Below are 25334 nucleotides of genomic sequence, written 5' to 3' on the forward strand. Positions count from 1 at the left end.
AGATCTCCGTTTCGATTTTCTGTCGTTCAACTGGGAAAAGGGTGGAACATAACGAGCCTGTAACAAAACCAAAAGGGGCTGCTATGCTGGCGGCTATGGCTTCTTACCTCGTGCATGGACTGTGGCTCCCCGTTACGGGACTAGGTCTATGGATTGAACAGGTAGAAGGGCACAAGATCGTCATGCCCAATGCCGTTCCTGAGGGCACCTTCCCGCCAGCGGTGGAGTCCATCCTGGCGAGGAAATCCTTCCGCAACCGAGCGCGGGTATCGCTGCGCACGCCCAAGGGCAAGGATGTCTCCCTGATGGTGCCCATGGCGATGTTCGGACCCGAAGAGGCCGTGGCGGCGCTTGCCCAAATGGAGCACCTGAACCACAAGCCGCCGGCCACCATTGCGCCCGACCTCCAGTGGCTGATCCATGCCTACAGCGGGCTGTGCAAGTTCGTGCGCGCCGGCCGCGTGACCTTCCGGCTGGCTTACCAGGCCAATGAGTGGTTCCCCATGTGGCAGCTGGCCTCCGGCTTGGGCGAGCGCGGCTGGCTCGCGGAGATGATGGCGGCCGCGCCGGGCATCTTGCACGTGAATAACCGGGCACTCTCAGATGACATGGCCGATGAGCTCACCCACTGGATTGCCTTCCGCGAGCTGCGGCCCGTGGCGGAGGCTCCGCGCCCGATGCCGTGGCACGAGTTTGCCCGCGCCCTGCTCGATACGCGGCCGATCCGGCGGGGACGCTCGCAGCTGCTGCGTGGGCTCAATGAGTGGAAGAATTCCATCTACGAGGTAGAACTCCAGCTGGTCTACATCGTGGAGGAGCCGCTTGACGTTGACCCGGATACGGCCAAGTGGCCAGTGCGCGTGCGGGTGCGCTCGGGCACGGATTCTCCACGGCCGGTGTCGGCGCAAAGTTTGGATAGAGCGAGTGTGGAAAAGCTGCGCGAAGCTCACCGCAAGGCCGTGCGCATCGCACCCACGCTGGGGGAGACGGCGCAGCTGCCACAGCCTGGCGACGGCGACTGGGACGTCTACCTAGAAACCCACCAGCTCACCCATTTTATTACCCACGAGGTGGATAAGCTCAAGGCCAGCGGCGTGACCGTCATGCTGCCCAAGGCGTGGGCGCAGATGGAGACTAAGGCCAAGCTGGAAACCCACGAGGCTCGCGATCCGGCTGAGGCCGCCACGAAGAAGCACATCGGCATGAATAAGCTGGTGGACTATAACTGGCGCATGTCCGTGGGCGATGTGGAGCTAACAGAGGAAGAGATGGAGGACTTGGTCAATTCCAAGTCCGGCCTTATCCAGCTGCGCGGCAAGTGGGTCATGGCCGATAAACAGGTCGTCTCCCAAGTCTCCGGCTACATGGACGCGCTGCGCGAGAAAGCCATCGCGCGCAAGAAGAAGGAGCTCGAGCAGCTAGCCGCCTCCGCGGAGATGGCCAAGCAGCTCGACCAGCCAGGGTGGCAAGCCCTGATGGAGGACGTGGAGCGCCGCCGCCAAGAATTCAACGAGGGCGGCGAGGAGCACGAACAGGTCACCGTGGCCGAACTGCGCGAGCTGGCGCTAGAGTCCATGACCCAAGAGCCCATCGAGTTCACCGGCAGCACCTGGCACACGGCGCTGCTCGGTGGGGTGGACAAGGTCGCCCCGGAACGCGTGGAGATTCCCGCATCCGTACATGCGGAGTTGCGCGAGTACCAGCGCCGCGGCGTCGACTGGCTGTATTGGATGTCGCGCAGTGGCATTGGGGCAGTGCTTGCCGACGACATGGGACTCGGCAAAACCCTCCAACTACTGTCCCTCCTCGCGGTGGAAAGGGAGCGCGGTGAGCAGACTGGCCCCACGCTCGTCGTGGCGCCAACCTCCGTGGTAGGAAACTGGGCCCGCGAGGCCCAGCGCTTCGTCCCAGACTTCAAGGTTATGGTGCAGCATGGCTCGAGCCGTCCGCGTGGCGAGGACTTTGCCCGGGCTGCCGCCACATCCGACCTCGTGATTACCACCTACGGCACCGTGGGCCGTGATTTTAAGGACATGGGCGAGGTCGGCTGGCAGCGCGTTGTCCTCGATGAGGCCCAGGCCATCAAGAATTCCGCGACGCGCTCTTCCAAGGCCGTGCGCTCGCTGCCCTCGGAACACCGCGTGGCGCTGACCGGCACTCCCGTGGAAAATCGCCTCTCTGAGATGCGCTCCATCCTGGATTTCTGCAATCCCGGCGTGCTGGGCACCGCTTCGTTCTTCCGCAATCACTTTGCTAAGGCCATCGAGCGCAATAATGACGAGGAAATGTCCGAGCGCCTGCGCCAGCTCACCGCGCCGTTTATCCTCCGCCGCGTCAAGACGGATCCGAATATCATCGATGACCTGCCGGAAAAGTCCGAGCAGATCCTCACCGTATCCATGACCACCGAACAGGCTGCCCTGTATAAGGCGCTGGTCAACCAGGTGAAAAAGGACCTGCAGGAAGCGACGGGCATCAATAAGCGCGGTTTGGTGCTGGCCTCACTCACCCGCATTAAGCAGATTTGTAATCACCCCGCGCACTACCTAGGCGATAACTCGCCGGTGGTGCTCAAGGGAAAGCACCGCTCCGGCAAGGTCAAAGAGCTCATGCGCATCGTGGATGAGGCCACCGAATCCGGCGAGCGTCTCCTGGTGTTTACCCAGTACAAGGCCTTTGGTGATATCTTGCAGCCTTACCTAAGCGACCAGCTCGGCCGCGAGATCCCCTTCCTGCACGGCGGGGTAAGCAAGAATAAGCGCGACCAGATGGTGGAGGACTTCCAGTCCGAGGACGGCCCGCCGGCGATGATCCTATCGCTCAAGGCGGGCGGCACCGGCCTGAACCTCACGGCCGCCTCTATCGTCGTGCACATGGACCGCTGGTGGAACCCGGCGGTGGAAAACCAGGCGACGGACCGTGCCTTCCGCATTGGCCAGCGCCGCAATGTGCAGGTGTATAAGATGATCACCGCAGGTACGCTGGAGGAATCCATCCAGGATATCTTGGACGGTAAGACGCAGCTGGCCGGCGCCGTGGTGGGCGAAGGCGAGGGCTGGCTTACCGAGCTAGACCCCGATCAGCTGGCCGCACTCATGAGCTACCGGGGGAGGGAGTAATCCATGGCTGTTAAAGGCGACGACAACGTCATCTATGCCAATTTTGGTACCCGCAAGCGGGTGAGCACCCCGGCCGAGGTCAATCACGTAGACCGCAGCGGGCGCATACTGTCCACCACGGCTGCGCGGATTGCGGCCTTTACCTCGCATGGCGCGGATCGCGGCCGAATTACTCGCGGCCGTCAGTATGCCGAGGGCGGCCACGTCGTAGGCCTCGAGGTGCGCAATGGCGCCATCCATGGCCGCGTGGCCGGCTCCCAGAACGAGCCCTTTGCGGTGCTCATCCAGCTGCCGTACCGCAATAACGACGATATTGCCCAGCTAGCCACCGAGTTCGCCCGCACCCCCAGTTCCGTGGCCAATGCACGCAAGGGCCTGCTTGCCGACGCCGCCCTAGACACCCTCTTCGCCCACGAGGCCGAAGACTTGCGCCTGACCTGTGACTGCCCCGACGGCGAGTACGTATGCAAGCACATCGTGGCGGTGGGCGATAAGCTCGCCACCCGCGCCGATGCGGATCCGGCCGTCATCTTTAATATGCGCGGGCTGGACTTTGCTCGGCTGGAGCGCATGGTCTTAGAGCAGGCCAAGGCGGTCAGCCGCGAAAGCTTCACCCCGAGCGACCTGTCCGAGGAAGAAAAGAATGACATCTTCTGGAACGGGCGCGAGCTGCCGAAGCTGCCGCAGCCCAAGGTCGCCCCGGCCATAGATGACTCCGATCCGGACCTCTTGCGCAAGGCCATGCGCTCGGTTTCGCATACCAACCTGGACCTCCTGCGCGCGGTATCCGATATTGAAGACCTCTACTACCACCTCTCGCACTAATGACTGCTACCACGTTTATCCATACCTCCGATTTTCAGCTGGGCATGACCCGGTGGTTTCTGAAGGGGGAAGCACAAGGCCGTTTTAACGATGACCGCGAGGCCGCCATCGTGCGGCTAGGCGAGCTGGCCGAGGAGACCGGCGCGGAGTTCATCGTCGTGGCTGGCGACGTCTTTGAGCACAATGCCCTCTCGCGCGACATCCTTGCCCGCGCCACGGAGATGTTTAAGCGCCTGCCGGTGCCGGTCTATGTCCTGCCAGGAAACCACGATCCGCTGGTGGCGGATTCGGTCTTTTATAAGACCAGCGCCGAGAATGTCCACGTCATCGCAGACTCGGAGCCCATCGAGGTCGCACCCGGCGTGGAGTTGGTCGGCGCGCCATACCTGTCCAAGCGTGCGAATCACGACTTGGTCCGCCAAGCGCTCGAACCGTTGGAGCCGGCCGCGGGCATTCGCATCGCCGTCGGCCACGGCCAAGTGGATTCCCGCTCCGGCGAGGATGACGCCGATACCATCGACCTTGCCTTCGTCGAGGACTGCCTGGGCCGTGGGGTGATCGACTACCTAGCGCTGGGCGATACCCACTCCACCGCCAGCCTCGGCACCACCGGCCGGGTGTGGTTCTCCGGCAGCCCGGAGACCACGGATTATAAGGAAACCAGCACCAGCGGCGGCGAATCCGATTCCGGCAATGCGTTGGTGGTGCGCGTGGGGTATGAGGTGGACGTCGATAAGCGCCGCATCGGCCGCTGGACCTTTGAAACCATTGATGCCGCCGTGGATTCTGCCGAAGACGTGGAGCGCTTCCTCGCGCGCTTGGGTGAGTACCCGGATAAGGTGCGCACGGCCGTGAAATATAGCCTGCGCGGCACGCTCGGCGTCGAGGCCCATGCCCGCCTGCAACGTGGACTAGATGAGTACGAGGCCGTATTTGCCTCCCTGCGCCCCCGCGAGCGCACCATGGATCTCTACTTGGAGCCCAGCGAAGAAGAATTGGCCAGCCTCGATATTTCTGGCTACGCGGCCGAGGCTCTGCAGGAGCTGCTGGATAGCCGCGAGGATCCCGTCGCCCGCGATGCTGCCAACCTGCTATTCCGCCTGGAAGGACAGTCCTAATGCGCATTCACCGCCTAGAACTCACCAACGTCCGCGGCATTGAACACCTGGTCCTGGATGAGTTGCCTGAGACCGGCGTCGTGGTCATCCACGGCGAAAACGAGGCTGGCAAGTCCACCATCGTGGAGGCGCTCGACGTGGTGCTCACCGAAAAGCACAGCGGCCGCTCCAAGCGCATTCGCTCCCTGCAGCCGGTGGGCAAGGACGTTGCCCCAGAAATTACGGCCGAGCTGAGCGTAGGGGAGTACCGCTTCCGCATTGCCAAGCGCTGGCTATCTAAGAAATCCTGCGAACTGAATATTTCTTCCCCACGGCCGGCGCAATTTACCGGCAGCCAGGCCGACGATGAGCTGGAGCGCATCCTTTCGGAGCACTTGGATCGCTCGCTTGTCGACGCCCTCTTTATGCGCCAAGACGACACCGGCGAGGCGATCTCCGCCGTTGGCATTCCCAGCCTTACCCGCGCACTGGAGCGCGAATCCGGCCTGGCAGAGGACGAGGTCTCCGGCGACGATTCCGCGCTGCTGGCCCGCGTGGACAAGGAGTATCAGCGTTACTTCACCGCGGCGAAGGGTAACCCGGCCGGCGAGTACAAGGACGCCGCCGCAGCCCTAGCCCGCGCCGAAGAGGAATACACAGAGACCACCCGCGTCCTGCGCGAGCTCGATTCCGTGGTGGAGCGCTACGAGCAACTCGAGCGCGACCAAGCCGCCGCTGAAGCAGAGCTCCCCGCCGCCCGCGCCGACCTCACCGACAAGCAGGCGCAGGCCGAAGAAGCCGCTACCGCGCAGGCCACCCTGGACTCACATAAGGCCACCCTCGCCCGTGCTTCAGAGGATCTTGCCCGTGCACAAGCCGCCGTTACCGAGCGGGCCGAGCTCGTCACCGCCGCCGAGGAAGCTACCACGGCCACCGAGGCCGCCCAGCACAAGCTCACCGCCGCCCAAGACAAGGCGAAAGAAGAAGCTGCGGCCAAAGACTCGCTGGAGAAGCAACTAGCGGAGGCCAAAGAGGACTATGCCGCGGCCCGCAGCACTCTTAAACAGGCACGTCGCCTGCAGGATAAGCAGAAGTTTGAGCAGCTCAGCGCCCGGCTGGAATCGCTCGACGGCCTAGCCGCCGAGGTAGACCAGGCCCGTGCGGCCATCGCTCAGCGCGGCCGCGAGGTCACCGCGGCCGATATCACCGGCCTGCATAAGGCAGACTCGGCGCTGTCGGTGGCCGAGCGCCTGCACGAGGCCGCTGCCGCCAAGGTGCATTTTTCCGGACCTGCTGGCTCCACCATCCGCGTCGATGGCGAGGACATCGAGGTGGGTGAGGACACCGCCGTCGAGCTTGTCGACGCCCGCGTAATCACCATCGGCGATATTACCGCCCGCTTCTCGGCCGGTTCCTATTCCGCGGAGGACACCCAGCGCGATGTGGAACAGGCCCGCACCCGGCTGCAAGAACTGCTCGATACCCTGGGCGTAGATTCAGTAGCTGCGGCCGAGGAAGCCCATGAGACGCACCGTGTGCAGAACGACGCCCTCGCTGCCGCCACCCGCGCCCTTGCCGCGGAACTGGGACCGGATGATTTGGGCGAGCTGCGCGCCCAGCATGCCGCACTGGCTGAGAAAGTCGCGGACCTTGCAGACGCGGAAGAGATAGACCTCGCCGCCGCCGAAGCCGCGGAGGAAGCAGCCAGCGAAAAGGTCGATGCGCTCGACCGCGAACTCGTGCCGTACCGCGAAAGCCGCCTGGCCCATGAGGCTGTGCGCCTCGATGCCGAACTTGCCGCGGCCCGCGAAAACGCGCAGCGCGTGACTCGAGACCTTGCCTCCGCGCGCGAACGCGCCGCCGACAAGGACCTGCGTGCCGAGGTCACCCGCCTAGAAGGTGTCGTGGGAGACCTGCGCGGGCAGCTCGAAGAAATAGAAGCCGTTGACCTTGCTACCGCGCAGTCCCTGGTAGAAGGCGCGCAGTCCCACCTAGATTACCTCACCGAACGCATCCAACGCTGCGAGGTAGACCTCGGCCGGCTTTCTAGCGAGGTGAATTTCCACTCCGGTGCCGCCGAGCGCGCCCAACAGGCCACCGCGGCGGTGGAGATGGCTCGGGCGGTATATGAAAGCGTGGACAAGCGTGCGCAAGCCGCCCGCTATCTGCGAGAACTTTTGCTCAAGCACCGCGATGCCGCCCGCCAGCGCTACGCCGCGCCCTTTGTGGCTGCACTGTCGCGGCTGGCCCGCACTGTGTACGGCGGTGACATCACCTTCGATCTCGATGACGACCTCCGCGTGATCACCCGCACCCAGGACAATGAGACGGTGAGCCTAGCCAGCCTCTCCGGTGGTGCCCGCGAACAGCTGGCCATCCTCACCCGCTTTGCTATCGCGCAATTGGTGGGCCCGGAGTCGGTGCCCGTCATCGTGGATGATGCGCTGGGCTCTACCGATGCACACCGCCTGCAGCTTATGGCCACGCTGTTTTCCCATGTGGGACGAGATAACCAGGTATTGGTCTTTACCTGCATGCCGGAGCGCTACTCCCGCGTACCGGGGCGCAGTGAGCGCGACATTGCCGCGCTCAAAGGGGTAACCTAGTGCCATGCCTTATCAAACTCGCTGGTTAGACGACGAAGAGCAGGAGCTATGGCGCCTGCTCCTTGGCGCCGTGCGCAAGATCGATAGGGGAATGGATGAGACGCTTAAGGCCGGCGGTGAGGTATCTGCCTCCGAATTCGCCGTGCTCGTAGCCCTGTCCGAGGCACCGGAACAACGCCTGCGCCTGCACGAGCTATGCACGCTGTTGGAGTGGGATCGCTCCCGCGCCTCCCACCAAGTAACCAGGATGGAAAAGCGCGGCCTGCTCACTAAAGAACCGGACGAGGAAGATGCTCGCGGCATCAACGTGTGCGTGACCCATGTTGGCCTAGAACACCTGCGGCGTGCCGCTCCTGAGCACGTGGAATCCGTGCGCCGTATGGTCTTTGACCATCTGCAACCCGAGGACGTACCGGCGCTGCGGCGCTTTTTCACCGGAGTTCTTCAGGTCAAGAACATCCCGGGCTATGAGGGGTACGTGCCCGATTCGCTACTACACGGAAAGGATTAAGCTCCATGATGGGACAAGAGCTCTTTGAGCACCCGAAGAAGCAATATAAGACCTACGGGATCACCGCGTTGGAGGAGCTTAGCCCGCGCATCGGCGATCCAGAGGTGCACTTGGACGACGCAGCTAGCGAGGACCAGGTTGCCGCCATGGAGGAGGCACTAGAGGCCTACCCAGATTCCGCTCTCACCTATGACCAAGACACCGAGCTGTGGATCGTCGGCGCGGAAGAGGACATTGAGCGCATGCTTGGTGACCGCGAGTCCTTCGTAGAGGCGCTGCTCAATGATGAGGACCCAGGAATTTAATCGCCGATTTTCGGTGTCAATCAAAAGTGCGAGGAATGCGGCCTTGTAAGCACTTAACTGTTAAGATATCCGTAGTTAATCCTCGGTGGATCGAAAGGTTTTATCATTATGAACGAGCGTGAGGCTCAGGAACAGCGCGAAGCGGCAGCTCGCGATAAGGGCAATGGCTGGGTTCCCGTATTCCTTCAGTGGATCCCTTCCATGCTGCTATCCGTAGTGATGCTGGCGGCCATGTTCTTCGGCATGTACTACATCGAGCACGGCACCTTGGACATCACCCAGCCGATCACCAACGAGTTCGTTACTCAGTAACATCGGCACATAGAAGAATCCGGCTCCCGCACAACGGCGGGAAGCCGGATTATTTTTACTTGCCCAGTGCCTGACGCCAAGTCATCTTCCTGCCATTATTCAAAATGGCGCGGCGGTAGATGCGGCCAACCAGGACGATAATAAGTGCGGTGGCCAAAGCCATCAGCAGGTAGCTTGCGGCAAGTCCCAGCCAGCTGAGGTTGCCCCCGGCAACCTGCAGAGGGGCGACCAGCATGGACACCGGCGGCAACCAGGTCATGACCTGCATCCATGTGGCATCCAGGTGCATCCAGCCGAACATCGGTACATACATGGTGGCAAAGACGAGGAACAGGATAGGTGCCTGCGTGGACTGGAGATCCTCGGTGCGCTGCACCATCGAGCCGGCTGCAGCGTAGAGGCTGCCAAAGAAGAGCAGGCCTAGAATCTCGCCAACAAGGAGCACGGCTACCAAGCCATAGTCCAGCTCGATGTCACTAGCCAGGCCGGTCGCAGCAAGCGAGATTGCACCGCCGCCCAAAATGAGCAGCGTGGCTAGGAATCCAACGATGGTATTGCCCAGAATCTTGCCGGCCAAAAAGTCCACCGGACGCACGGAAGACAAGATAATTTCCACCACTCGGGACGACTTTTCCTCCGTGACGCGGCCGCCAATGAGGCCGGCGAAGGTCATGACGGAAAAGACGACCACCATTGCGCCAATGAGGACCGTGGCTACGCCGGCCATCTTTTGTTCCGTGCCGTCCTCTTCTTCTAAGTTCACCTGATTGACCGTGGTGGATGGCGTAGCTTCTTTCAGCTCCTGCGGGTCGATATTGAGCTTATCCAGTGCCGTCGCTTGTGCTTGAGAAGACACGATTTGGTTGACGGTGGTAGTTACCGTGGCGGGCGTATCCCCCTTGCTCACGAGATCCCAGCCGTCATCCTCGGCCGGTACCAGGGCAGCATCGGCCTCTTCGTCTTCTACCATTTTCTGGGCTTCCGCGCGGTCTTTCGCCGCGGTGGCATCGATGCCGGAATCATCAAAAGCAGACGCTTCCATCCCCACGACGGCTACGGAATCCGGTTCGTCATCGCCGCTGAAGAAATTGATAGCGATAGGAGCGATAATGGCACCGAGGATGAGCAGCAGCATGGTGCCCACCACCATCTTCGACTTCAGTGCGACCGCCATCTCACGTTTGGCTACAACTCCGATGGTCTTCATTGCGGAATACTGCATGGCCTAGGCCTCCTCGTTCTGGTTGCTGGTGACGACGTCCTGGAATAGCTCGGTGAGATCCGGAATCTTGCGGCCGAAGGAATGCACCGGGCCTGCGGCTAGGGCTGCCTGCAGGATGGCCTGGTCATCGATGGTTTCTTCGGCCTCGAGCACGACGGCGTCGGCAGTTTCTGCCACCAGCTCGGTGCCTTCCGGATACCAGCCGCGCGCTGGGGTAGCGACCTCAAAGCGGGGAGGGCCTTGGCTGCGCAGCTTATCGACGCCCCCCTTCGGCCACCATATGCCCCTTCGTCACAATGCCCACGCGGTCACACAAGCGCTGCACTAGGTCCAACTGGTGCGAGGAGAAAATGACGGGCACGCCGCGATTGGCGCGCTCGCGCAGCATGTCTGACATGACGTTGACCGCAACCGGGTCCAGCCCGGAGAAGGGCTCGTCCAGAATCAGCATGTCTGGGTCATGGATAAGGGAGGCCGCGAGCTGTACTCGCTGCTGGTTGCCCAAGGAGAGGTCATCGAGCTTATCGTCCATGCGCTCGCCCAGCCCCAGCTGTTCTAGTAGTTCAATGCCGGCGCGCTTGGCGGCGGGCTTATCCATGCCGTGCAGCGTGCCGAGGAAAACCAGCTGGCTAAGCAGCGGCTCCTTGCCGTAGAGCCCGCGCTCTTCTGGCATATAACCAATGCGGCGGCGGTTATCGTCATTGATCGGGGCGTCATCGAAGTAGACTTCGCCAGAGTCTTTGGCCAGCACACCAAGCGCAATGCGCATGGTGGTGGACTTTCCGGCGCCGTTGGAACCGACGAAACCGAAGATTTCGCCGTCACCAACGCTAAAGGTCATATCCCGCAGGGCTTGAGTCTCCCCGAAGGACTTATTGAGGTGGTCAATGGTCAAGGTGGGCATGAGTTAGTCCTCCGAGTTCTGGTTGAAGGTCAGTGCATAACCGACAGCGGGCAAGGTGCCAGAGATGAAGTAGCTAAAAAGCAGGTAGTAGCCGACTCCGAGAAGAAATTTAGTGCTATTTATTTCGAAGGTATCTCCGCTCAGAAACCGAAAATTGGATGCGAAAGCAGCCAATCCTCCGACGAATAGCAATGTCGTTGACAGCTTGAACGCCTTTTGCCGCCAGTGGTCCAGCACTTGTGCTTCATATTCATCGAGGGTGGCCAGAGGCTTGGTGTCCTTGGTGTCGATGGAGATTCGCAGAATGGTCCACGGGATGCACGAAAGTGCGATTGTTATCGACGTGGCAAAGAGAGCCCAATAGGCGGAAAATGCCAGTGCAATGATGAGGAAAATCGCGGATACGGCCACGCAGCCATACATTGCCGTGATTAATCCACGGGTGGGGCCGGGCCTGCGGAACCGTTCGGCGCGGATCGTTGTTGAAACAGGGGGGTCGTTTGCTGTCATGCATTCAAGTGTTGCATAAACCCAACACTCTGGCAACAGTTTCTGCAGATTTTCTCTGGGGTTGACCCTGACGTGGCGTTAGGCGCGACAATGAAGCCATGGACGACATCGATGAAGTTCTTTATACCGTTGGCGAGGTAGCAGCGCTCTTCCGCATTACGGTGCGCACCTTGCACCACTGGGAGGCACAAGGCTTGCTGTCTCCCACGTGGCGCAGCTGGTCCAATTACCGGCTGTACACCGAGGAAGACTGCGCCCGCGTGCAGAAGATTCTGATCTACCGCGCTACCGGTATGAAATTGACCGATATTAAACAGCTGCTAGATGGCGATGCTTCCGATCTGGAACATTTGCGGAGGCAAAGAGAAAGCCTGCTCGCGCAGCGAGACAGTCTTAGCGACATGCTGGCAGCAATTGACACCTTGATGGAGGATGCAATGAATAACCGAAAGCTCACCACCGAAGAAATCGGACAAATTGTCGGCGATGCCAACTTCGCCGCGCACCAACAAGAAGCCGAGGAGGCCTACGGATCGAGCGAGGATTGGGCTATGTATCAGCAGCGCACTGCCGGCTGGTCGGAGAAGAACTGGAGCGATGCGCAAGCCGGCGTCGCTGAGGTGGAAAAAGAACTGGCCCAGGCCGTAGCAGACGGTGTGGCTGCTGGGTCGGAGGAGGCGCAGGGGCTCGTCGACAAGCACCGCGCGGCCCTCAGCGCCTTCTTTCCCGTCACACCGGCAAAGCACTTTTTAATCTCGCGCGGCTATGTGGCTGATGAACGCTTCCGTGCCCACTATGAGACGCAGCAGGAGGGGTTGGCGCAGTGGCTGGCAGACGCGATTGAGCATGCAGCTAAGGCACAAGGGGTGGATACCGACAACCCGGAGTGGCAATAGAAGGCTCGTGTTCAGCCAGGAAAGACTAGCTGGCCGGAGGGAAAATGAACCGCTGACCACCAGAAAATCTTGGTGGTCAGCGGTGAATGTGTCCCCGACAGGGATCGAACCTGCGACCTTCGGTACCGGAAACCGATGCTCTAATCCGCTGAGCTACGGAGACATCTCTGGGAGAATTCCCAACGATGTGATTCTAGCGCATGGGTTAGTGGGGGACTAAATCAACCCGGGGGCGTCGGAAGTAGTGACTTCACCGGTGCGCAGGTAGTGCACGCCAATGTCATCAACGACCTTGTTCTTAGAGGCAAAGTGGGCATGGCCAGGGCCATGGACGGTGACAACTCGAGACTGCATCGGCTTCGAGAGGCTGGTGTGGTACTGATACGGCGTTTGTGGGTCGCCCGTAGCCTGAATCTGGAGGGGCTTGGTGGCCAACTTGGAGCCGTCGAGAGGTGCCTGGCCCGTCACCGGTGCACGTCCACCGCATCCCGCGCCGGAGCCGTAGAGGGAATTGATGAGCGTGAAGGGATCAACGCTGACGAAGTTGGCCCACAGGTAGCTTGGGTACAGCAGTGGATTGCCAGGGACCGTGTTTTCATTGCAGACGATGAGGTTTTGCATATTCATCGCCTGGGCCAGGGATTCTTGCTCCTTGCGCACTGCCTCCGGATCGGGCTGCTCGGCATCCATAGGCTCGCTGCCATTCAAGTGCTTGGCAAAGGCATCCCACTGTGCAGGAACCGGAACAACGACGCGCGTCATGCCCAAAAGCGGGGAGGACACTTGCACGGCATTGGGGTGTTGAATCTTCTGGCTGAGGAACTCCGCTTGCACTCGCAGTGGGCCGGTGGCGGTCATGATGTCCGCGCCAGGCTGGCCGGCAAACTCGAGCCCTGGTGGGAGGTCACCAATCTTGGCATTCGGGGGTAAGACCGTGGGGCGAACGCCGGCCTCGCGGGCTACCTTCTGTGACCACTTTTCATAGACCTGCAATGGGGTGGTGCCGAGGTGGTATTTGGCGTCATTTTTAGCAATGAACCCGAAGAGGTCGTGCAGTCCCTTTTCATAGCCTCGCTGTTGCGAAGCAAAGATGCCATTCCACGCCAGCTTGGGGCTCATGCCCGAATCTAGCAGGACCTTGCCGGTGTGCTCCGGATACTTGGTGGCGTAGGCGGAGCCGAGGTAGGTGCCATAGGAGGTGCCGGCGATATCAATCTTTTCCTCGCCCAAAGCACGGCGCACCATTTCCCAGTCCTGCAGGGTATTCGCGGTGGTCAGCGAGTTGGTATAGCCCGGGGTGTGCTTTTCGCAGGCATCGCGGGTGAGCTTACCTACCTGGAGGCTTCCTTGGAGCGGATTACTGGTGGCCGTGGCATCGCACTTTACTGGCGTGGAGCCAGGCAGGCCACGCGGTTGTACACCGATGGTGTCCCACTCATCGCGCACGGCCTGTGGCCATGGAACAGCGGTATTGCCGGCCCAACCATAGGCATCTCCACTTGGGCCACCAGGGTTGGTAAACAACGCGCCACGGCGGGCGCCTGGGTTTGCGGCGGGAACGCGCACAAAGCCGACGCTAATGGTGCCGGCCTGTGGGTTGTCGTAGTACGTAGGCACTTCGATGCGGCCACATTCGGCATTGTCGATGTCTACCTGCTCAGGGCAGTCTTCCCAGGAAATGGCGGGCTTGGTGTCCTGCGGCGCGGGGGCTGGCGCGGCTGTGGCAATCGGCGCAGTGACACCAATGGCGACCGCAGCAGCACCGAGTGTGGCCGCAAGCTTAGAAGAAAAAGAAAGCATAGGTTAGGTCTCCAGAATAAAAGTAATTGGTAGACCTAGCCTATGCTTTTTTGATGCTTTTGGCATCATACTCACAGTAGGTGGGTGCCCTCACCGGCCGAGGCAGGAGAGGGGCTACGCAGTACTACTTGACGATGACAACGATGAGGTCACGCGGGCCGTGTACGCCCTCGACACGAGTGAGCTCGATATCGGAGGTAGCGGACGGGCCGGAGATCCAGGTCGCTGGCTTCTCCGGGTTCATGCGGGAGATGACCTCGGGGATGCCGTAGACGATCTCATTCTGGTGGACGATGCACAGGTGGCGGTCCGGAACCAGGGTCAGTGCGCGACGGCCGCAGCGCTCGTCAGACTCGAGCACGATGGTGCCGGTCTGCGCGGAGGTGACGTGGGAATAAGTGACCACAGCGTCGGTCTCGTTCAGGGTGCGCGGATCGACGGACTTATCGTCCGGCTTGGCGTCGAAGCCCTCGAAGAGGGTGGCGTCCATGCCCTCGGCGTAGCGGATGTCGCTGCACTTGCGGTCATTGAGGATCTTGGCGATGGCCTGCTTCAGTTCGCCTTCCTCGGTGACGTGCACCTCGGCCTTGTAATCCTCGAGTCGGTCAATGAGCATATCGCGCAGTTCGTCCGCGTTCAGAGTGCCCTCGTGGTGGTAGTCGCGCGGGGCATCAACGTGGTCGGGGAGACCAGCCTGCTTCTGGGCGGAGCGGATGCGGCTTAGGATTTCCTGCTTTGCGTTCACTTTTTGGACTCCTCACGGGCCTCGGCAAGAAGTTCCTTGCCTTCTTCGGACTCGAACCACTGGCGGAAGGACTTCTTTGGCGGAACCGCGGTGTCGCGGCCCTCGGACCAACCGGACATAAACAGTGGCAGGGATTCGATGGTCTTGTTGGTGCCACCCAAGATGCGGCCCAAGGCGACCATGTGGGTTGCCTTGTTCCACAGCTTCGGGTTGCTCCACAGCAACTGAATAGTCTTGAAGAGCTTCGGCTCGATTGGCGGGGTGGCGTGGGTGACCTTCTGGTGGCGGTTTTCCAAAATGACGTCGGAAAGCGGAATTTTCACCGGGCACACCTCGTCGCAGCGGCCGCACAGCGAGCACGCATAAGGCAGGCTGGCGGAAGGATCGTTGTGGTCCTTCATACCGGTCAGCTGCGGCGTCAAGGAAATGCCGATCGGGCCAGGGTAAACGGAGCCGTAAGCGTGGCCGCCGGCGCGCTCGTAGACCGGGCAAACATTCAGGCAAGCCGAGCAACGGATGCACTTGAGAGCCTGGTGGCCAATCGGGGAGGACAGCGCCGCGGTACGGCCGTTATCCAGCAGGACCAAGTGAAAGTTCTGCGGGCCATCGCCTTCAGTAACACCGGACCACATGGAGGTGTACGGGTTCATACGCTCCGCGGTGGAAGAGCGCGGCAGCAGCTGGAGGAAGACCTCCAAGTCCTGGAAGGTAGGAACCAGCTTCTCAATGCCCATGACGGTAATGAGGGTCTCTGGCAGGGTCAGGCACATGCGGCCATTGCCCTCGGACTCCACGATGTTGATGGTTCCGGTTTCTGCCACACCGAAGTTGGCGCCGGAAATGGCAACCTTGGCCTGCATGAACTGCTCGCGCAGGAACTGGCGGGAAGCCTCGGCCAATTCTGCCGGCTCAGCCTGCAGGGTGTCATCGGTATTCGGCATCTTGTTGACGAAGATATCGCGGATCTCCGCACGGTTGCGGTGGATAGCCGGAACCAGAATGTGGGACGGCTTATCCTCACCTAGCTGCACGATGAGCTCGGCCAGGTCGGTCTCGCGAGCATTGATGCCCGCGGCCTCCAGGTGTTCATTCAAGCCGATTTCCTGGGTGGCCATGGACTTAACCTTGACCACATCGGTCTCGCCGGTAGCGCGAATCAGACCCTCAATGATCTGGTTAGCTTCCTTGGCATCGCGTGCCCAGTGGACGATGCCGCCGCGAGCCTTGACTGCCTCTTCGAACTGCTCGAGCAGTTCTGGCATGCGAGCGGCAACATCTTCCTTGATGGCGGAACCCGCAGCGCGCAGCTCCTGCCAATCGTCCAGCTCCTCCACAGCGTTGGAGCGCTTCTCACGAATGGAGGTGGTGGCGTGTTGCAGGTTGTGGCGCTGGGTGGCGTTATTCAGACCAACGTGTGCCAGGGGAACAAAGGCCTTGCTGCCGCGCAGGTTGCCGTAGCCTTCCGGCGCGCGCGGTGGGGTGGTATCGAGGAAAGAGGTCATTAGAGCATCGTCTCCTTGGAGTAAGCGGCGGAGGTAGGAGTCCATGGGTGCTCCTTGGTGGAAGCCAAGATCTCAGCCATGTGAACGGCGCGAATACCGGAACGCTGGCGGCTGAGGGCACCACCGATGTTCATCAGGCAGGAAGAGTCACCGCCGGTGACGTATTCAGCCTCGGTTTCCTTGACGTGGCGGGTCTTATCGGTGACCATCGCACGGGATACCTCTGCATTCTTGATGGCGAAGGTACCGCCGAAGCCACAGCATTCTTCCTTATTGGGAAGTGTGACTAGGTCAATTCCTTCTACTTCCTGGAGAAGCTGCAGTGGGCGGTCTCCCAGCTTCAAAAAGCGCAGGCCGTGGCAGGAGGGGTGGTACGTTACGCGGTGCGGGAAGAATGCGCCGACGTTGGTCACACCGGCGATATCCACTAGGAATTCTGGGAGATCCAGGGTCTTCTGAGTGGTCTTGCGTGCACCGTCGACGTCGGCGGAGTTGCCAAATCGGTCAGCGATGCGCTCGTGCTGCTCGCGAACGGCGCCGACGCAGGAGCCGGAGGCCGCGACGACATAATCAATGGAGGGGTCGGCAAAGGCATCCGCATAGGAGCGGATCATTCCCAGGGTTTCCTTCTGATAGCCGGTATTGATGTGCATCTGGCCACAGCAGGTCTGTTCCTCCGGGAAGACCACTTCGTGGCCCAAGCGGGAGAGAACCAGTGCCGTTGCCTTTTGTACGTCCGGGAAAAGGGCGTCACCAATGCAAGTGGAAAATAGCGCAATGCGCATACGGTGCTCCTCGTTGATTTTTTACATGGGGTAGGCACGACCTTACTCCCTTTAAGTAGTACGTGCGTAATGCGTCCCCCGCTTGACCAGCAATTATTTCGCAATATTAGTGTTGTAGAAAACTGCTATCCACCGTTTGCGCTGCAAAGGGGAGTATTCTGGCGCGGCCCTTTTCACACTTGACTTTTCAGTCCACTAGAATCGTGCGACATGACACCAGCTGATTTGGCCACATTGATTAAAGAAACTGCCGTTAAGGTCATGCAAAGCCATGAGCTTGATTCCTCTGTCTTGCCAGAAACGGTAACCGTTGAGCGTCCGCGCAACCCTGAGCACGGCGATTATGCCACCAACGTGGCGCTGCAGGTGGCCAAGAAGGCCGGTGCTAATCCGCGCGAGCTAGGCGGCTGGTTGGCAGAGGCCTTGGCAGACAATGATGCCGTTGCCGAGGCTGACATTGCGGGACCTGGGTTCATTAATATTCGCCTCGCTGCCGACGCCCAGGGAGAAATCGTCGCTCAGATTCTCCGCGCAGGCAAGGAGTATGGCAATAATGATGCCTTTGCGGGCAAGAAAGTCAACCTAGAGTTTGTCTCCGCGAACCCGACCGGCCCGATCCACCTTGGCGGCACCCGTTGGGCGGCCGTAGGCGATTCCCTGGGCCGCGTGCTGGAGGCCTCTGGCGCGGAGGTTACCCGCGAGTATTACTTCAATGACCATGGCGGCCAGATTGACCGTTTCTCCCGTTCCCTGGTGGCTGCCGCGAAGGGCGAGCCGACTCCGGAGGATGGCTACGGTGGAGCCTATATCCAGGACATCGCCCAGGCTGTTGTGGAGAAGAACCCATCCGCGCTAGAGGGCAGCGAAGAAGAGGTCCAGGAAGCTTTCCGCGCAGACGGCGTGGAGATGATGTTTGCGCAGATTAAGCAGTCCCTGCACGAGTTTGGCGTGGACTTTGATGTCTACTTCCACGAGAACTCCCTCTTTGACTCCGGTGCTGTGGATGCAGCGTTGGAAAAGCTCAAGGCCGAAGGCCATATGTACGAGGCCGAGAATGCGTGGTGGCTCAAGTCCACCGACTATGGCGACTCCAAGGACCGCGTGGTGGTCAAGTCCGATGGCAATGCAGCCTATATTGCAGGTGACATTGCCTACGTGGCCGATAAGTTTGATCGCGGCCACGATTTGAATATCTACATGCTGGGCGCAGACCACCACGGCTATGTGCCGCGTTTGAAGGCGGCAGCGGCTGCCCTAGGCTACGACGCCGATGCCGTCGAGGTTCTTATCGGCCAGCTGGTTAACCTCATGCGTGATGGCAAGCCGGTGCGCATGTCTAAGCGCGCAGGCACGGTCATCACCATGGAGGATCTCGTCGCCGCCATTGGCGTGGATGCTTCGCGCTATTCCCTGGTGCGCTCTTCCGTGGATCAAACCATCGATATTGACTTGGGCCTGTGGGAGACGCAGTCTTCCGATAATCCCGTCTACTACGTGCAATACGGCCACGCCCGCCTGTGCTCCATCGGCCGCAAGGCAGCCGAGCTGGGCGTCGATTCGGAAAGTGCGGATCTCTCCTTGCTCACCCATGATCGCGAGGGTGACCTCATCCGCACCCTAGGCGAGTTCCCGGCCGTGGTGGAAGAAGCCGCGCAGCTGCGCGAGCCGCACCGCATCGCCCGCTATGCCGAGGACCTCGCCGCGGTATTCCACCGCTTCTATGACTCCTGCCAGGTCCTGCCCAAGGCTGGCGAGGATGAAGCTCCTATCCATGGTGCCCGCCTCGCGCTGGCACAAGCCTCCCGCGTGGTCTTGGCCAATGCCTTGACCATGGTGGGCGTGAGCACCCCGGAGAAGATGTAAGTGGCGGATTTCAATGAGCTGCCGGCCCACGTCTGGCCGCGCAATGCAAAGCGCGAGGAAGACGGCGTAGTAACCATTGCTGGTGTTCCGCTGCCGGATTTGGCGGAGGAATTCCAGACCCCGCTCTATGTCTTCGATGAAGATGACTTCCGGTCCCGCTGCCAGGACATGGCCCGCGCTTTCGGTGGACCCGAGCACGTGCACTATGCCTCCAAGGCATTCATCTCAAAGAAGATCGTGAACTGGGTCAATGAGGAAGGCCTGTGCTTGGACGCGGCCTCGCTCAATGAGCTCAAGATTGCCTTGGCCGCAGAGTTCCCGGCCGAGCGCATCACCACGCACGGCAACAATAAGGACGATGAGTACCTGCGTTTGTGCGTAGACGCCGGCGTGGGCCACGTGGTCATTGACAACGAGCTCGAGCTGGAAGAACTTAATCGCATTGCGGGCGAGGCCGGCAAGGTCCAGCCGGTGATGATCCGCGTCAAGCCGGGTGTTGATGCGCATACGCACGAATTCATCGCCACGGCGCATGAGGATCAAAAGTTCGGTATTTCGCTCGCCACGGGCGCGGCCTTTGCTGCTGCCAAGCGTTGCTTGGAGGCGGACAACCTGCACCTGAGCGGCCTGCACTGCCACGTGGGATCCCAGGTTTTTAATGCGGAGGGATTCAAACTTGCCGCGGAGCGCGTCATGGGGCTGTACCGCCAGATTTATACCGAGCTGGGTGTGACGCTGGAAGAGCTCGATCTAGGCGGCGGCTTTGGTATTCCCTACATGCCCTATGAGGAGGCGCTGGATATCGAGCGCGTGGCCGGCGATATGCTCGGCGCGGTCAAGCACACCGCAGAGGAGTTGGGCATTGAGGCACCCTTCCTCTTGGTGGAACCGGGTCGCTCCTTGGTCGCCGGCTCGGCGGTGACCGTCTACCGCGTGGGTACCGTTAAGGATGTAGAAACTGGCAAGTCGGATCTGCCGCTGCGCCGCTATATCTCCGTCGATGGTGGAATGTCAGATAATATCCGGCCTGCGCTTTACGGTTCGGCCTATGACGTGCGCGTGGTCAACCGCTTTAGTGATGGGGAAGAGGTGCCTTCCCGCGTGGTGGGCTTCCATTGCGAGTCCGGCGATATTCTCCTTGAGGACGGCGAGCTGCCCAATGATATCCAGCCGGGAGACTTGATCGCCTTTGCTGCTACCGGTGGCTACCAGTACATGATGTCCTCGCGCTATAACGGTGCGGTGCGCCCGGCGGTCGTCGCCACGCGCGTGGGCCAGACCAAGCCCATGCTGCGCCGCGAGACCATCGAGGATCTTCTTTCCTTAGAGGTGGATTAACCTCCATCCTTCAGTCCCCGTTACATGGCGGAATTTAATTCACGCCCTGTGACGGGGACTTTTCTATTAATGGCTCTATTTAGGGCGAAAGTAGACAGCTTGTTCTGTATAGTGTCCTGTATCCGCAATTAGCGGGCACTAAACCTTTACCCCAACCGCACAATGGAGACGGATTATGGCTGCATCGACTAGCGAGCTTCAGGCACACGAGCATTCCGGCAAGGGCGAGGGCGAGACCGTTGGTATCGCGCTGCTGGGCTTCGGCACCGTTGGTGCTGAGGTCTTTCGCCTGCTGGGCGAGAATGCTCATGCCTTTGCTCACCGCATCGGTGGTCCAGCCGAGATTCGCGGTATCGCCATCCACAATAAAAATAAGCTGCGCCCGGGTGTGCCCAAGGAGCTTTTGACCGATGACGCCAAGGCGCTCGTTGCCCGCGATGATATCGACCTCGTGGTTGAGGTCATCGGCGGTATCGACTTCCCACGCGAGCTGGTGCTCGCCGCACTCAATTCCGGAAAGTCGGTGGTGACCGCCAATAAGGCCCTGGTGGCCGCGCACGCAGACGAGCTGGCGGAGGCCGCCGACCGCGCCGGTGTAGATCTCTACTTCGAGGCTGCCGTAGCCGCCGCGATTCCGGTAGTGGGCATGCTGCGTCGTTCCTTGGCCGGCGATCAGGTAGAGCGCATCTCTGGCATCGTCAATGGCACCACCAACTTCATCTTGGACGCGATGGAGTCCACGGGCGCTTCCTATGATGAAGCGCTGGCGGAGGCTACCCGCCTGGGCTATGCCGAGGCCGATCCCACTGCGGATGTAGAGGGCCATGACGCCGCCTCTAAGGCCGCCATCATGGCGTCCTTGGGTTTTCACACTCGCGTGAAGTTTGAGGACGTCCACTGCGAAGGCATTACCAAGGTCACCGCCGCGGATATCGCCGCGGCCAATGATGCCGGCTATTCCATCAAGCTGCTGGCCATTTGCGAGCGCCTTCAGCGTGAGGATGGCTCCGAGGCGGTCAACGCCCGCGTGCACCCCACGTTGGTGCCCAAGGAGCACCCGTTGGCCTCCGTGAGCGAGTCCTATAATGCCATCTTCGTCGAGGCCGAGGCCGCAGGTTCCCTGATGTTCTACGGCAATGGTGCGGGTGGCAATCCTACGGCTTCTGCCGTGCTTGGCGACGTCGTCGGGGCAGCCCGCAATATCGTCCACGGCGGCCGCGCACCGGGCGAGAATACCTATGCCAACCTGCCCATTGCAGACTTTGGTGAGGTAGACACCCGCTACCACATCGATATGGAGGTCCAGGACCGCACCGGCGTCCTAGCCGCCATCTCCACAGTGTTTGCTGACAACGGCGTTTCTCTGCGCACCGTGCGTCAGGAAGACGGCGAGGACACCGCCCGCCTCATCGTGGTCACCCATGCCGCGAAGGAGGCCACCTTGGACACCATTGTGGCTGCCCTGGGCGAGCTCGAAGAGGTCAAGGCCGTTCATTCCGTAATCCGCCTCGGCAGCTAGCCCGGCCAAATAGACTGGACAGCTATGAGTATCGAAGTTGAAGTCGGCACTAAAGCCATTGTGACCGTTCCCGCCTCCACGGCGAACCTTGGCCCAGGATATGACACCTTGGGCATGGCGTTGAGCCTGTATGACACCGTCGAGGTAGAGGTCACCACCTCGGGCCTTACGGTGGAAATTTTCGGCGAGGGCACAGAAGACCTTCCGCGCGATGGCTCCCACTTGGTGGTCAAGGCGATTCGCTCCGCACTCTCGGCGGCCGACGCCACGGTGCCCGGCCTGCGCGTGGTCTCGCATAATAATATCCCGCAGTCGCGCGGCCTGGGCTCTTCCGCCTCCGCCGCGGTGGCGGGCGTGGCCGCCGGCAATGCGCTGGCAGGAAACCCCCTGACACAAGAGCAAGTGGTGCAGCTTTCTTCCGCCTTTGAGGGCCACCCCGATAATGCGGCCGCCTCCGTGTTGGGTGACGCCGTGGTGTCGTGGACAAATGTCCCCGTCGACGGCCATTCTTTGCCGGACTACCGCGCCGCGTCCATCAAGGTGCACGAAGATATCCGCGCCACCGCGCTCGTGCCTGATTTCCACGCCTCTACCCAGGCGGTGCGCCGCGTCCTGCCCTCGCACGTGACGCATTCGGATGCGGCGTTCAACGTCTCGCGCACCGCGGTCCAGGTGGCGGCATTGCAGAACTACCCGGATCTCCTGTGGGAGGGAACCCGCGATCGCTTGCACCAGCCGTACCGCGCGGATGTGCTTCCCGTGACCGCGGAGTGGGTCAACCGCCTGCGCAACCGCGGCTATGCGGCCTACCTATCCGGTGCCGGCCCCACCGTCATGGTGCTGCACACCGAGGATATTGAGGAGGGAATTCTTGCCGACGCCCGCGAGCAGAACCTCCGCGTCATCGACCTCACCGTGGCCGGCCCCGTCCGCGTGGAGCTTACGCAGGCTTAATTTTTAGACGGCACACGTTGGGGTGCTGGCGCGGCACCAAGGTGATCGAGGTTGTATCATCGCTAGTTTCTTGCAGAAAGCCAGCGTGTACCGCGCACAGGAACGGCGAAGGTTCGAGACCCGAAGAGACAAACGGGCAAGCATGAAGCTCGATGTCGGTTGAATCGGGTTTGGTGGCAGGATCAAAGCCCATATCGCGCAGGGTGGCAAAGAGCGTATCGAGCGCGCCATCGGAGGCATCCGCGCCCGCGGCGCGCGCCCAGCGTCGCCCGATCTCGAGGGCCTTGGCCGAGGCGGCGTCATCAAGCTCTTCCGTATCCGCCAGCATCGTGGTCAGCACTTCCACCAAGGTGATGTATTCCTCTGCCACCGCTTTATTATCTGGAATGCGGGCTTGGAAGATGAGGGAGGGACGCCCGCGGCCCTTACTCGGCGCGGATACTACGTTGACGGCCCCAGCGTTGACCAGTTCATCGATGTGTCCGCGGGCGGTGTTGACGTGCATGCCTAGTTCGTCGGCCACGGTGCCGGCCTTGGCGCCTTCGGGGTGGCGTTGCACAGCGGTGAGGACCTCGCGCTGCTTGGGCGAGAGGTTGAGGGCCTCGGGAAAAAGTTCGGTGGTGGGCCGGGGAAGTGAATCAGGCATGGTAGAAATCCGCCTTGGGGGTCTGCGAATACAGAAAAACTAGTTGGGGTGGGCAAAAACGTGTGCTGTAGATATCGCTAAGGATACGATGTTACCCACCGCGACGCCTAAAGCGAACTCGCGGTCTACCGGTACTGTAGCCTCTTGGCCGCCCAGATCAACGCGCAGCTGCGCCGCTGCGAGGCTGGTGGCCTCGACTGCAAGGACGCGCGCTGCCCATTGATTGCAGGCCTCTGGCGCTGCGCCAATTGTGGCCGCCTGCGGGTCAAAGGTCACCGCCACCTTCTGCCCGGGCTCAAAAGACGTATGCTCCGTGGTCGCCAGAACGGAAATATCGCCGCACGCGACCTCGACGGCGGAGGCGCCGATCGCGGTCACGGTTCCTTCGAGGCGGTTGAGACCCGCTAGCGCCGCAACGAAGCCCGTCGGCGGTGCCTCAAGCAGCTGCACGGTTGCGCCGTGGGCCCGCACTTGGCCGGATTCCATGACCAGCATGTCCTGCGCCAGGTGCGCGATATCGAGCGCATCATGGGTAACAAGCAGCGTGGTACGGTCTGCGCGGGCCGCGTGTAAGAAGCGGCGCCACCTCTCGGCCGATGTCACATCGACTGCGGCAAGGGGCTCGTCCACAATCAAGACCGCCGGCCGTGCGGCTAGCGCGCGCACCAGCGCCACGTGGGCGGCCTGGCCGCCGGACAGGGCGGGCACGGGGACGTCGGCAAGCTCGTGCAATCCCGCCGCCGCAAGGAGCTCCTGCGCACGGGTTTTATCGCGGGTGACCATGGCTACCGCCTGCACGGCCGTCGACCTTGGCGGCAAGCCCGGACGCTGGGTGAGCAAGACGATGTCGGCGTGCTCCGGGGAGATCTCCCCGCCGCTCAGGCGCCCGGCAATGCGCCCCATCAAGGTCGTCTTGCCGGAACCATTCGGGCCCACCACGGCCGTTATGGTACGCGGGGAAAAATCCGTGCGCACCCCGTCGACGGTCACGGACAGCACCGGCGCATCAGTGGGACGGGTAAGGGCGCGGAGCTTATCGACGTCCATCCCATGCAACCTCCTGGCCTGCGGCTGGTAGCTTCGCCGCCGCAGGGCAGGCAAGCCCGCCAGCGCCAGACAGGCCAAGGCCAACCCGATAAGCAGCGCGGAGAGCACGTACGCGCCATCCGCATCGACCTCGCGCTCCAGATAAATACCCAGCGGCATGGTGCGGGTAACCCCCGGCTGCGAGCCGGCAAAGGTCAGGGTCGTGCCAAATTCGCCCAGCGAGCGCGCGAAGGCCAACCCCGCGCCCGTGGCCAAGGCCGGGGCGATGGAGGGAAGGGTAATTTTGCCGAGGACCTCCCACCGGCCCAAGCCCACGCCGCGCGCAGAGGCGAGGATTTCCTGGTCCAGCTGGCGCAATGCCGAATCAACCGCAACCACCACGAAGGGCAGCGCCACAAAGGTCTGCGCCATAACGACTCCGGGGAAGGCGAAGGCGAGGTGGATGCCTAGGGCGTCAAGAAGCGGGGCCAGGTACCCCTTGCGGCCAAAGGCTGCGGTAAGGGCCAATCCGCCCACCACCGGTGGCATGGCCAAGGGCAGGTAGACCAAGAGGCGCACTACGGAGCTGCCGCGGCCGAGCTGCTGCACCCACAAGGCCAGCCCCAAGCCCAGCACGAGCGCAAGAACCATGGATTGGAAGGCGGCTGCCACTGAGATGAGCAGCATGTCCTGGATCTCGTCGCGCGCGAGGTAGTCGCTAATGCGCGCCCATGGCACGCGCAGCCCAAGAGCGGCAACGGGGACGATGATGGTCGCTACCGCAATGAGGCCAATAAGGCCGATAAGAAGCGGGGCTTTGGGGCGAATGGGCTGGGGTGCGGACACAGA

The 25334-nt window shown here is 61.4% G+C and carries 20 protein-coding genes, 1 tRNA gene and 1 pseudogene; 12 read left to right on the top strand and 10 right to left on the bottom strand.

Going from position 1 to position 25334, the window contains the following annotated elements:
- Nucleotides 1-83: 83 nt before the first annotated feature.
- From MHY22_RS02525 to MHY22_RS02555, 7 genes are all read left to right on the top strand, one after another.
- Nucleotides 84-3119 (top strand): DEAD/DEAH box helicase, encoded by a 3036-nt coding sequence (locus MHY22_RS02525; RefSeq protein ID WP_239277932.1) that lies wholly within the window; start codon nt 84-86, stop codon nt 3117-3119.
- 3 nt (nt 3120-3122) lie between these two features.
- Complete coding sequence (locus MHY22_RS02530; protein WP_239277933.1) at nt 3123-3944, top strand: SWIM zinc finger family protein; 822 nt, start codon at nt 3123-3125, stop codon at nt 3942-3944.
- Complete coding sequence (locus tag MHY22_RS02535; RefSeq protein WP_239277934.1) at nt 3944-5062, top strand: exonuclease SbcCD subunit D; 1119 nt, start codon at nt 3944-3946, stop codon at nt 5060-5062. The genes MHY22_RS02530 and MHY22_RS02535 overlap by 1 nt, the downstream gene beginning before the upstream one ends.
- The gene (locus MHY22_RS02540) at nt 5062-7647 is read left to right on the top strand and encodes an AAA family ATPase (RefSeq protein WP_239277935.1); all 2586 of its coding nucleotides are present in this window, start codon (nt 5062-5064) and stop codon (nt 7645-7647) included. Before MHY22_RS02535 ends, MHY22_RS02540 begins: the two co-directional genes overlap by 1 nt.
- 4 nt (nt 7648-7651) lie before the next feature.
- Complete coding sequence (locus tag MHY22_RS02545) at nt 7652-8158, top strand: MarR family winged helix-turn-helix transcriptional regulator (RefSeq protein ID WP_239277936.1); 507 nt, start codon at nt 7652-7654, stop codon at nt 8156-8158.
- A 5-nt stretch (nt 8159-8163) separates the two neighbouring features.
- Complete coding sequence (locus tag MHY22_RS02550) at nt 8164-8463, top strand: hypothetical protein (RefSeq protein ID WP_005323427.1); 300 nt, start codon at nt 8164-8166, stop codon at nt 8461-8463.
- A gap of 108 nt (nt 8464-8571) precedes the next feature.
- Nucleotides 8572-8775, top strand: coding sequence for a hypothetical protein (locus MHY22_RS02555; protein ID WP_239277937.1), 204 nt, complete (start codon nt 8572-8574; stop codon nt 8773-8775).
- A gap of 55 nt (nt 8776-8830) precedes the next feature.
- Here MHY22_RS02555 and MHY22_RS02560 read toward each other — a convergent pair whose 3' ends face one another.
- From MHY22_RS02560 to MHY22_RS02570, 3 genes and pseudogenes are all read right to left on the bottom strand, one after another.
- The gene (locus tag MHY22_RS02560; RefSeq protein ID WP_239277938.1) at nt 8831-9997 is read right to left on the bottom strand and encodes an ABC transporter permease; all 1167 of its coding nucleotides are present in this window, start codon (nt 9995-9997) and stop codon (nt 8831-8833) included.
- 3 nt (nt 9998-10000) lie between these two features.
- A pseudogene (locus tag MHY22_RS02565) lies at nt 10001-10901 on the bottom strand (ABC transporter ATP-binding protein).
- Between the two features lie 3 nt (nt 10902-10904).
- The gene (locus tag MHY22_RS02570; protein WP_239277939.1) at nt 10905-11411 is read right to left on the bottom strand and encodes a hypothetical protein; all 507 of its coding nucleotides are present in this window, start codon (nt 11409-11411) and stop codon (nt 10905-10907) included.
- 98 nt (nt 11412-11509) lie between these two features.
- Here MHY22_RS02570 and MHY22_RS02575 point away from each other — a divergent pair, with 98 nt between their 5' ends.
- On the top strand, nt 11510-12307 hold the full coding sequence (locus MHY22_RS02575; RefSeq protein WP_239277940.1) for a MerR family transcriptional regulator: 798 nt from the start codon (nt 11510-11512) through the stop codon (nt 12305-12307).
- 89 nt (nt 12308-12396) lie between these two features.
- Here the strand turns inward: MHY22_RS02575 and MHY22_RS02580 are convergent.
- From MHY22_RS02580 to MHY22_RS02600, 5 genes are all read right to left on the bottom strand, one after another.
- A tRNA-Arg gene (locus MHY22_RS02580) sits at nt 12397-12470 on the bottom strand.
- Nucleotides 12471-12523: 53 nt separating this feature from the next.
- The gene (locus tag MHY22_RS02585; RefSeq protein ID WP_239277941.1) at nt 12524-14107 is read right to left on the bottom strand and encodes an alpha/beta fold hydrolase; all 1584 of its coding nucleotides are present in this window, start codon (nt 14105-14107) and stop codon (nt 12524-12526) included.
- A gap of 124 nt (nt 14108-14231) precedes the next feature.
- A complete protein-coding gene (locus tag MHY22_RS02590; RefSeq protein WP_239277942.1) occupies nt 14232-14852 on the bottom strand; it encodes an LUD domain-containing protein in 621 nt (206 codons plus the stop codon).
- Entirely contained in the window at nt 14849-16354 is a 1506-nt protein-coding gene (locus MHY22_RS02595; RefSeq protein WP_239278031.1) for a lactate utilization protein B, read from the bottom strand. The genes MHY22_RS02590 and MHY22_RS02595 overlap by 4 nt, the downstream gene beginning before the upstream one ends.
- Nucleotides 16354-17139 (bottom strand): (Fe-S)-binding protein, encoded by a 786-nt coding sequence (locus tag MHY22_RS02600; RefSeq protein ID WP_198493254.1) that lies wholly within the window; start codon nt 17137-17139, stop codon nt 16354-16356. The genes MHY22_RS02595 and MHY22_RS02600 overlap by 1 nt, the downstream gene beginning before the upstream one ends.
- A gap of 210 nt (nt 17140-17349) precedes the next feature.
- Between MHY22_RS02600 and argS the strand changes: the two genes are divergently transcribed.
- From argS to thrB, 4 genes are all read left to right on the top strand, one after another.
- Nucleotides 17350-19002 carry an arginine--tRNA ligase gene (gene argS, locus MHY22_RS02605; RefSeq protein WP_239277943.1) on the top strand — a complete coding sequence of 551 codons (1653 nt, stop codon included), beginning with the start codon at nt 17350-17352 and terminating at the stop codon, nt 19000-19002.
- Nucleotides 19003-20340, top strand: coding sequence for a diaminopimelate decarboxylase (gene lysA, locus MHY22_RS02610; RefSeq protein ID WP_239277944.1), 1338 nt, complete (start codon nt 19003-19005; stop codon nt 20338-20340).
- 175 nt (nt 20341-20515) lie between these two features.
- Nucleotides 20516-21859: a homoserine dehydrogenase gene (locus tag MHY22_RS02615; RefSeq protein WP_239277945.1), complete on the top strand. Its 1344-nt coding sequence runs from the start codon at nt 20516-20518 to the stop codon at nt 21857-21859.
- A 24-nt stretch (nt 21860-21883) separates the two neighbouring features.
- On the top strand, nt 21884-22813 hold the full coding sequence (gene thrB, locus MHY22_RS02620) for a homoserine kinase (RefSeq protein ID WP_239277946.1): 930 nt from the start codon (nt 21884-21886) through the stop codon (nt 22811-22813).
- Here thrB and MHY22_RS02625 read toward each other — a convergent pair.
- Both MHY22_RS02625 and MHY22_RS02630 read right to left on the bottom strand, forming a co-directional pair.
- On the bottom strand, nt 22800-23459 hold the full coding sequence (locus MHY22_RS02625; RefSeq protein ID WP_239277947.1) for a metalloregulator ArsR/SmtB family transcription factor: 660 nt from the start codon (nt 23457-23459) through the stop codon (nt 22800-22802). The genes thrB and MHY22_RS02625 overlap by 14 nt on opposite strands.
- Before the next feature lie 39 nt (nt 23460-23498).
- Nucleotides 23499-25331, bottom strand: a complete 1833-nt coding sequence (locus MHY22_RS02630; RefSeq protein WP_239277948.1) for an ATP-binding cassette domain-containing protein — start codon at nt 25329-25331, stop codon at nt 23499-23501.
- Nucleotides 25332-25334: the final 3 nt, after the last annotated feature.

The sequence above is a fragment of the Corynebacterium sp. ACRPO genome (assembly GCF_022347205.1).
Taxonomy (GTDB): Bacteria; Actinomycetota; Actinomycetes; order Mycobacteriales; family Mycobacteriaceae; genus Corynebacterium.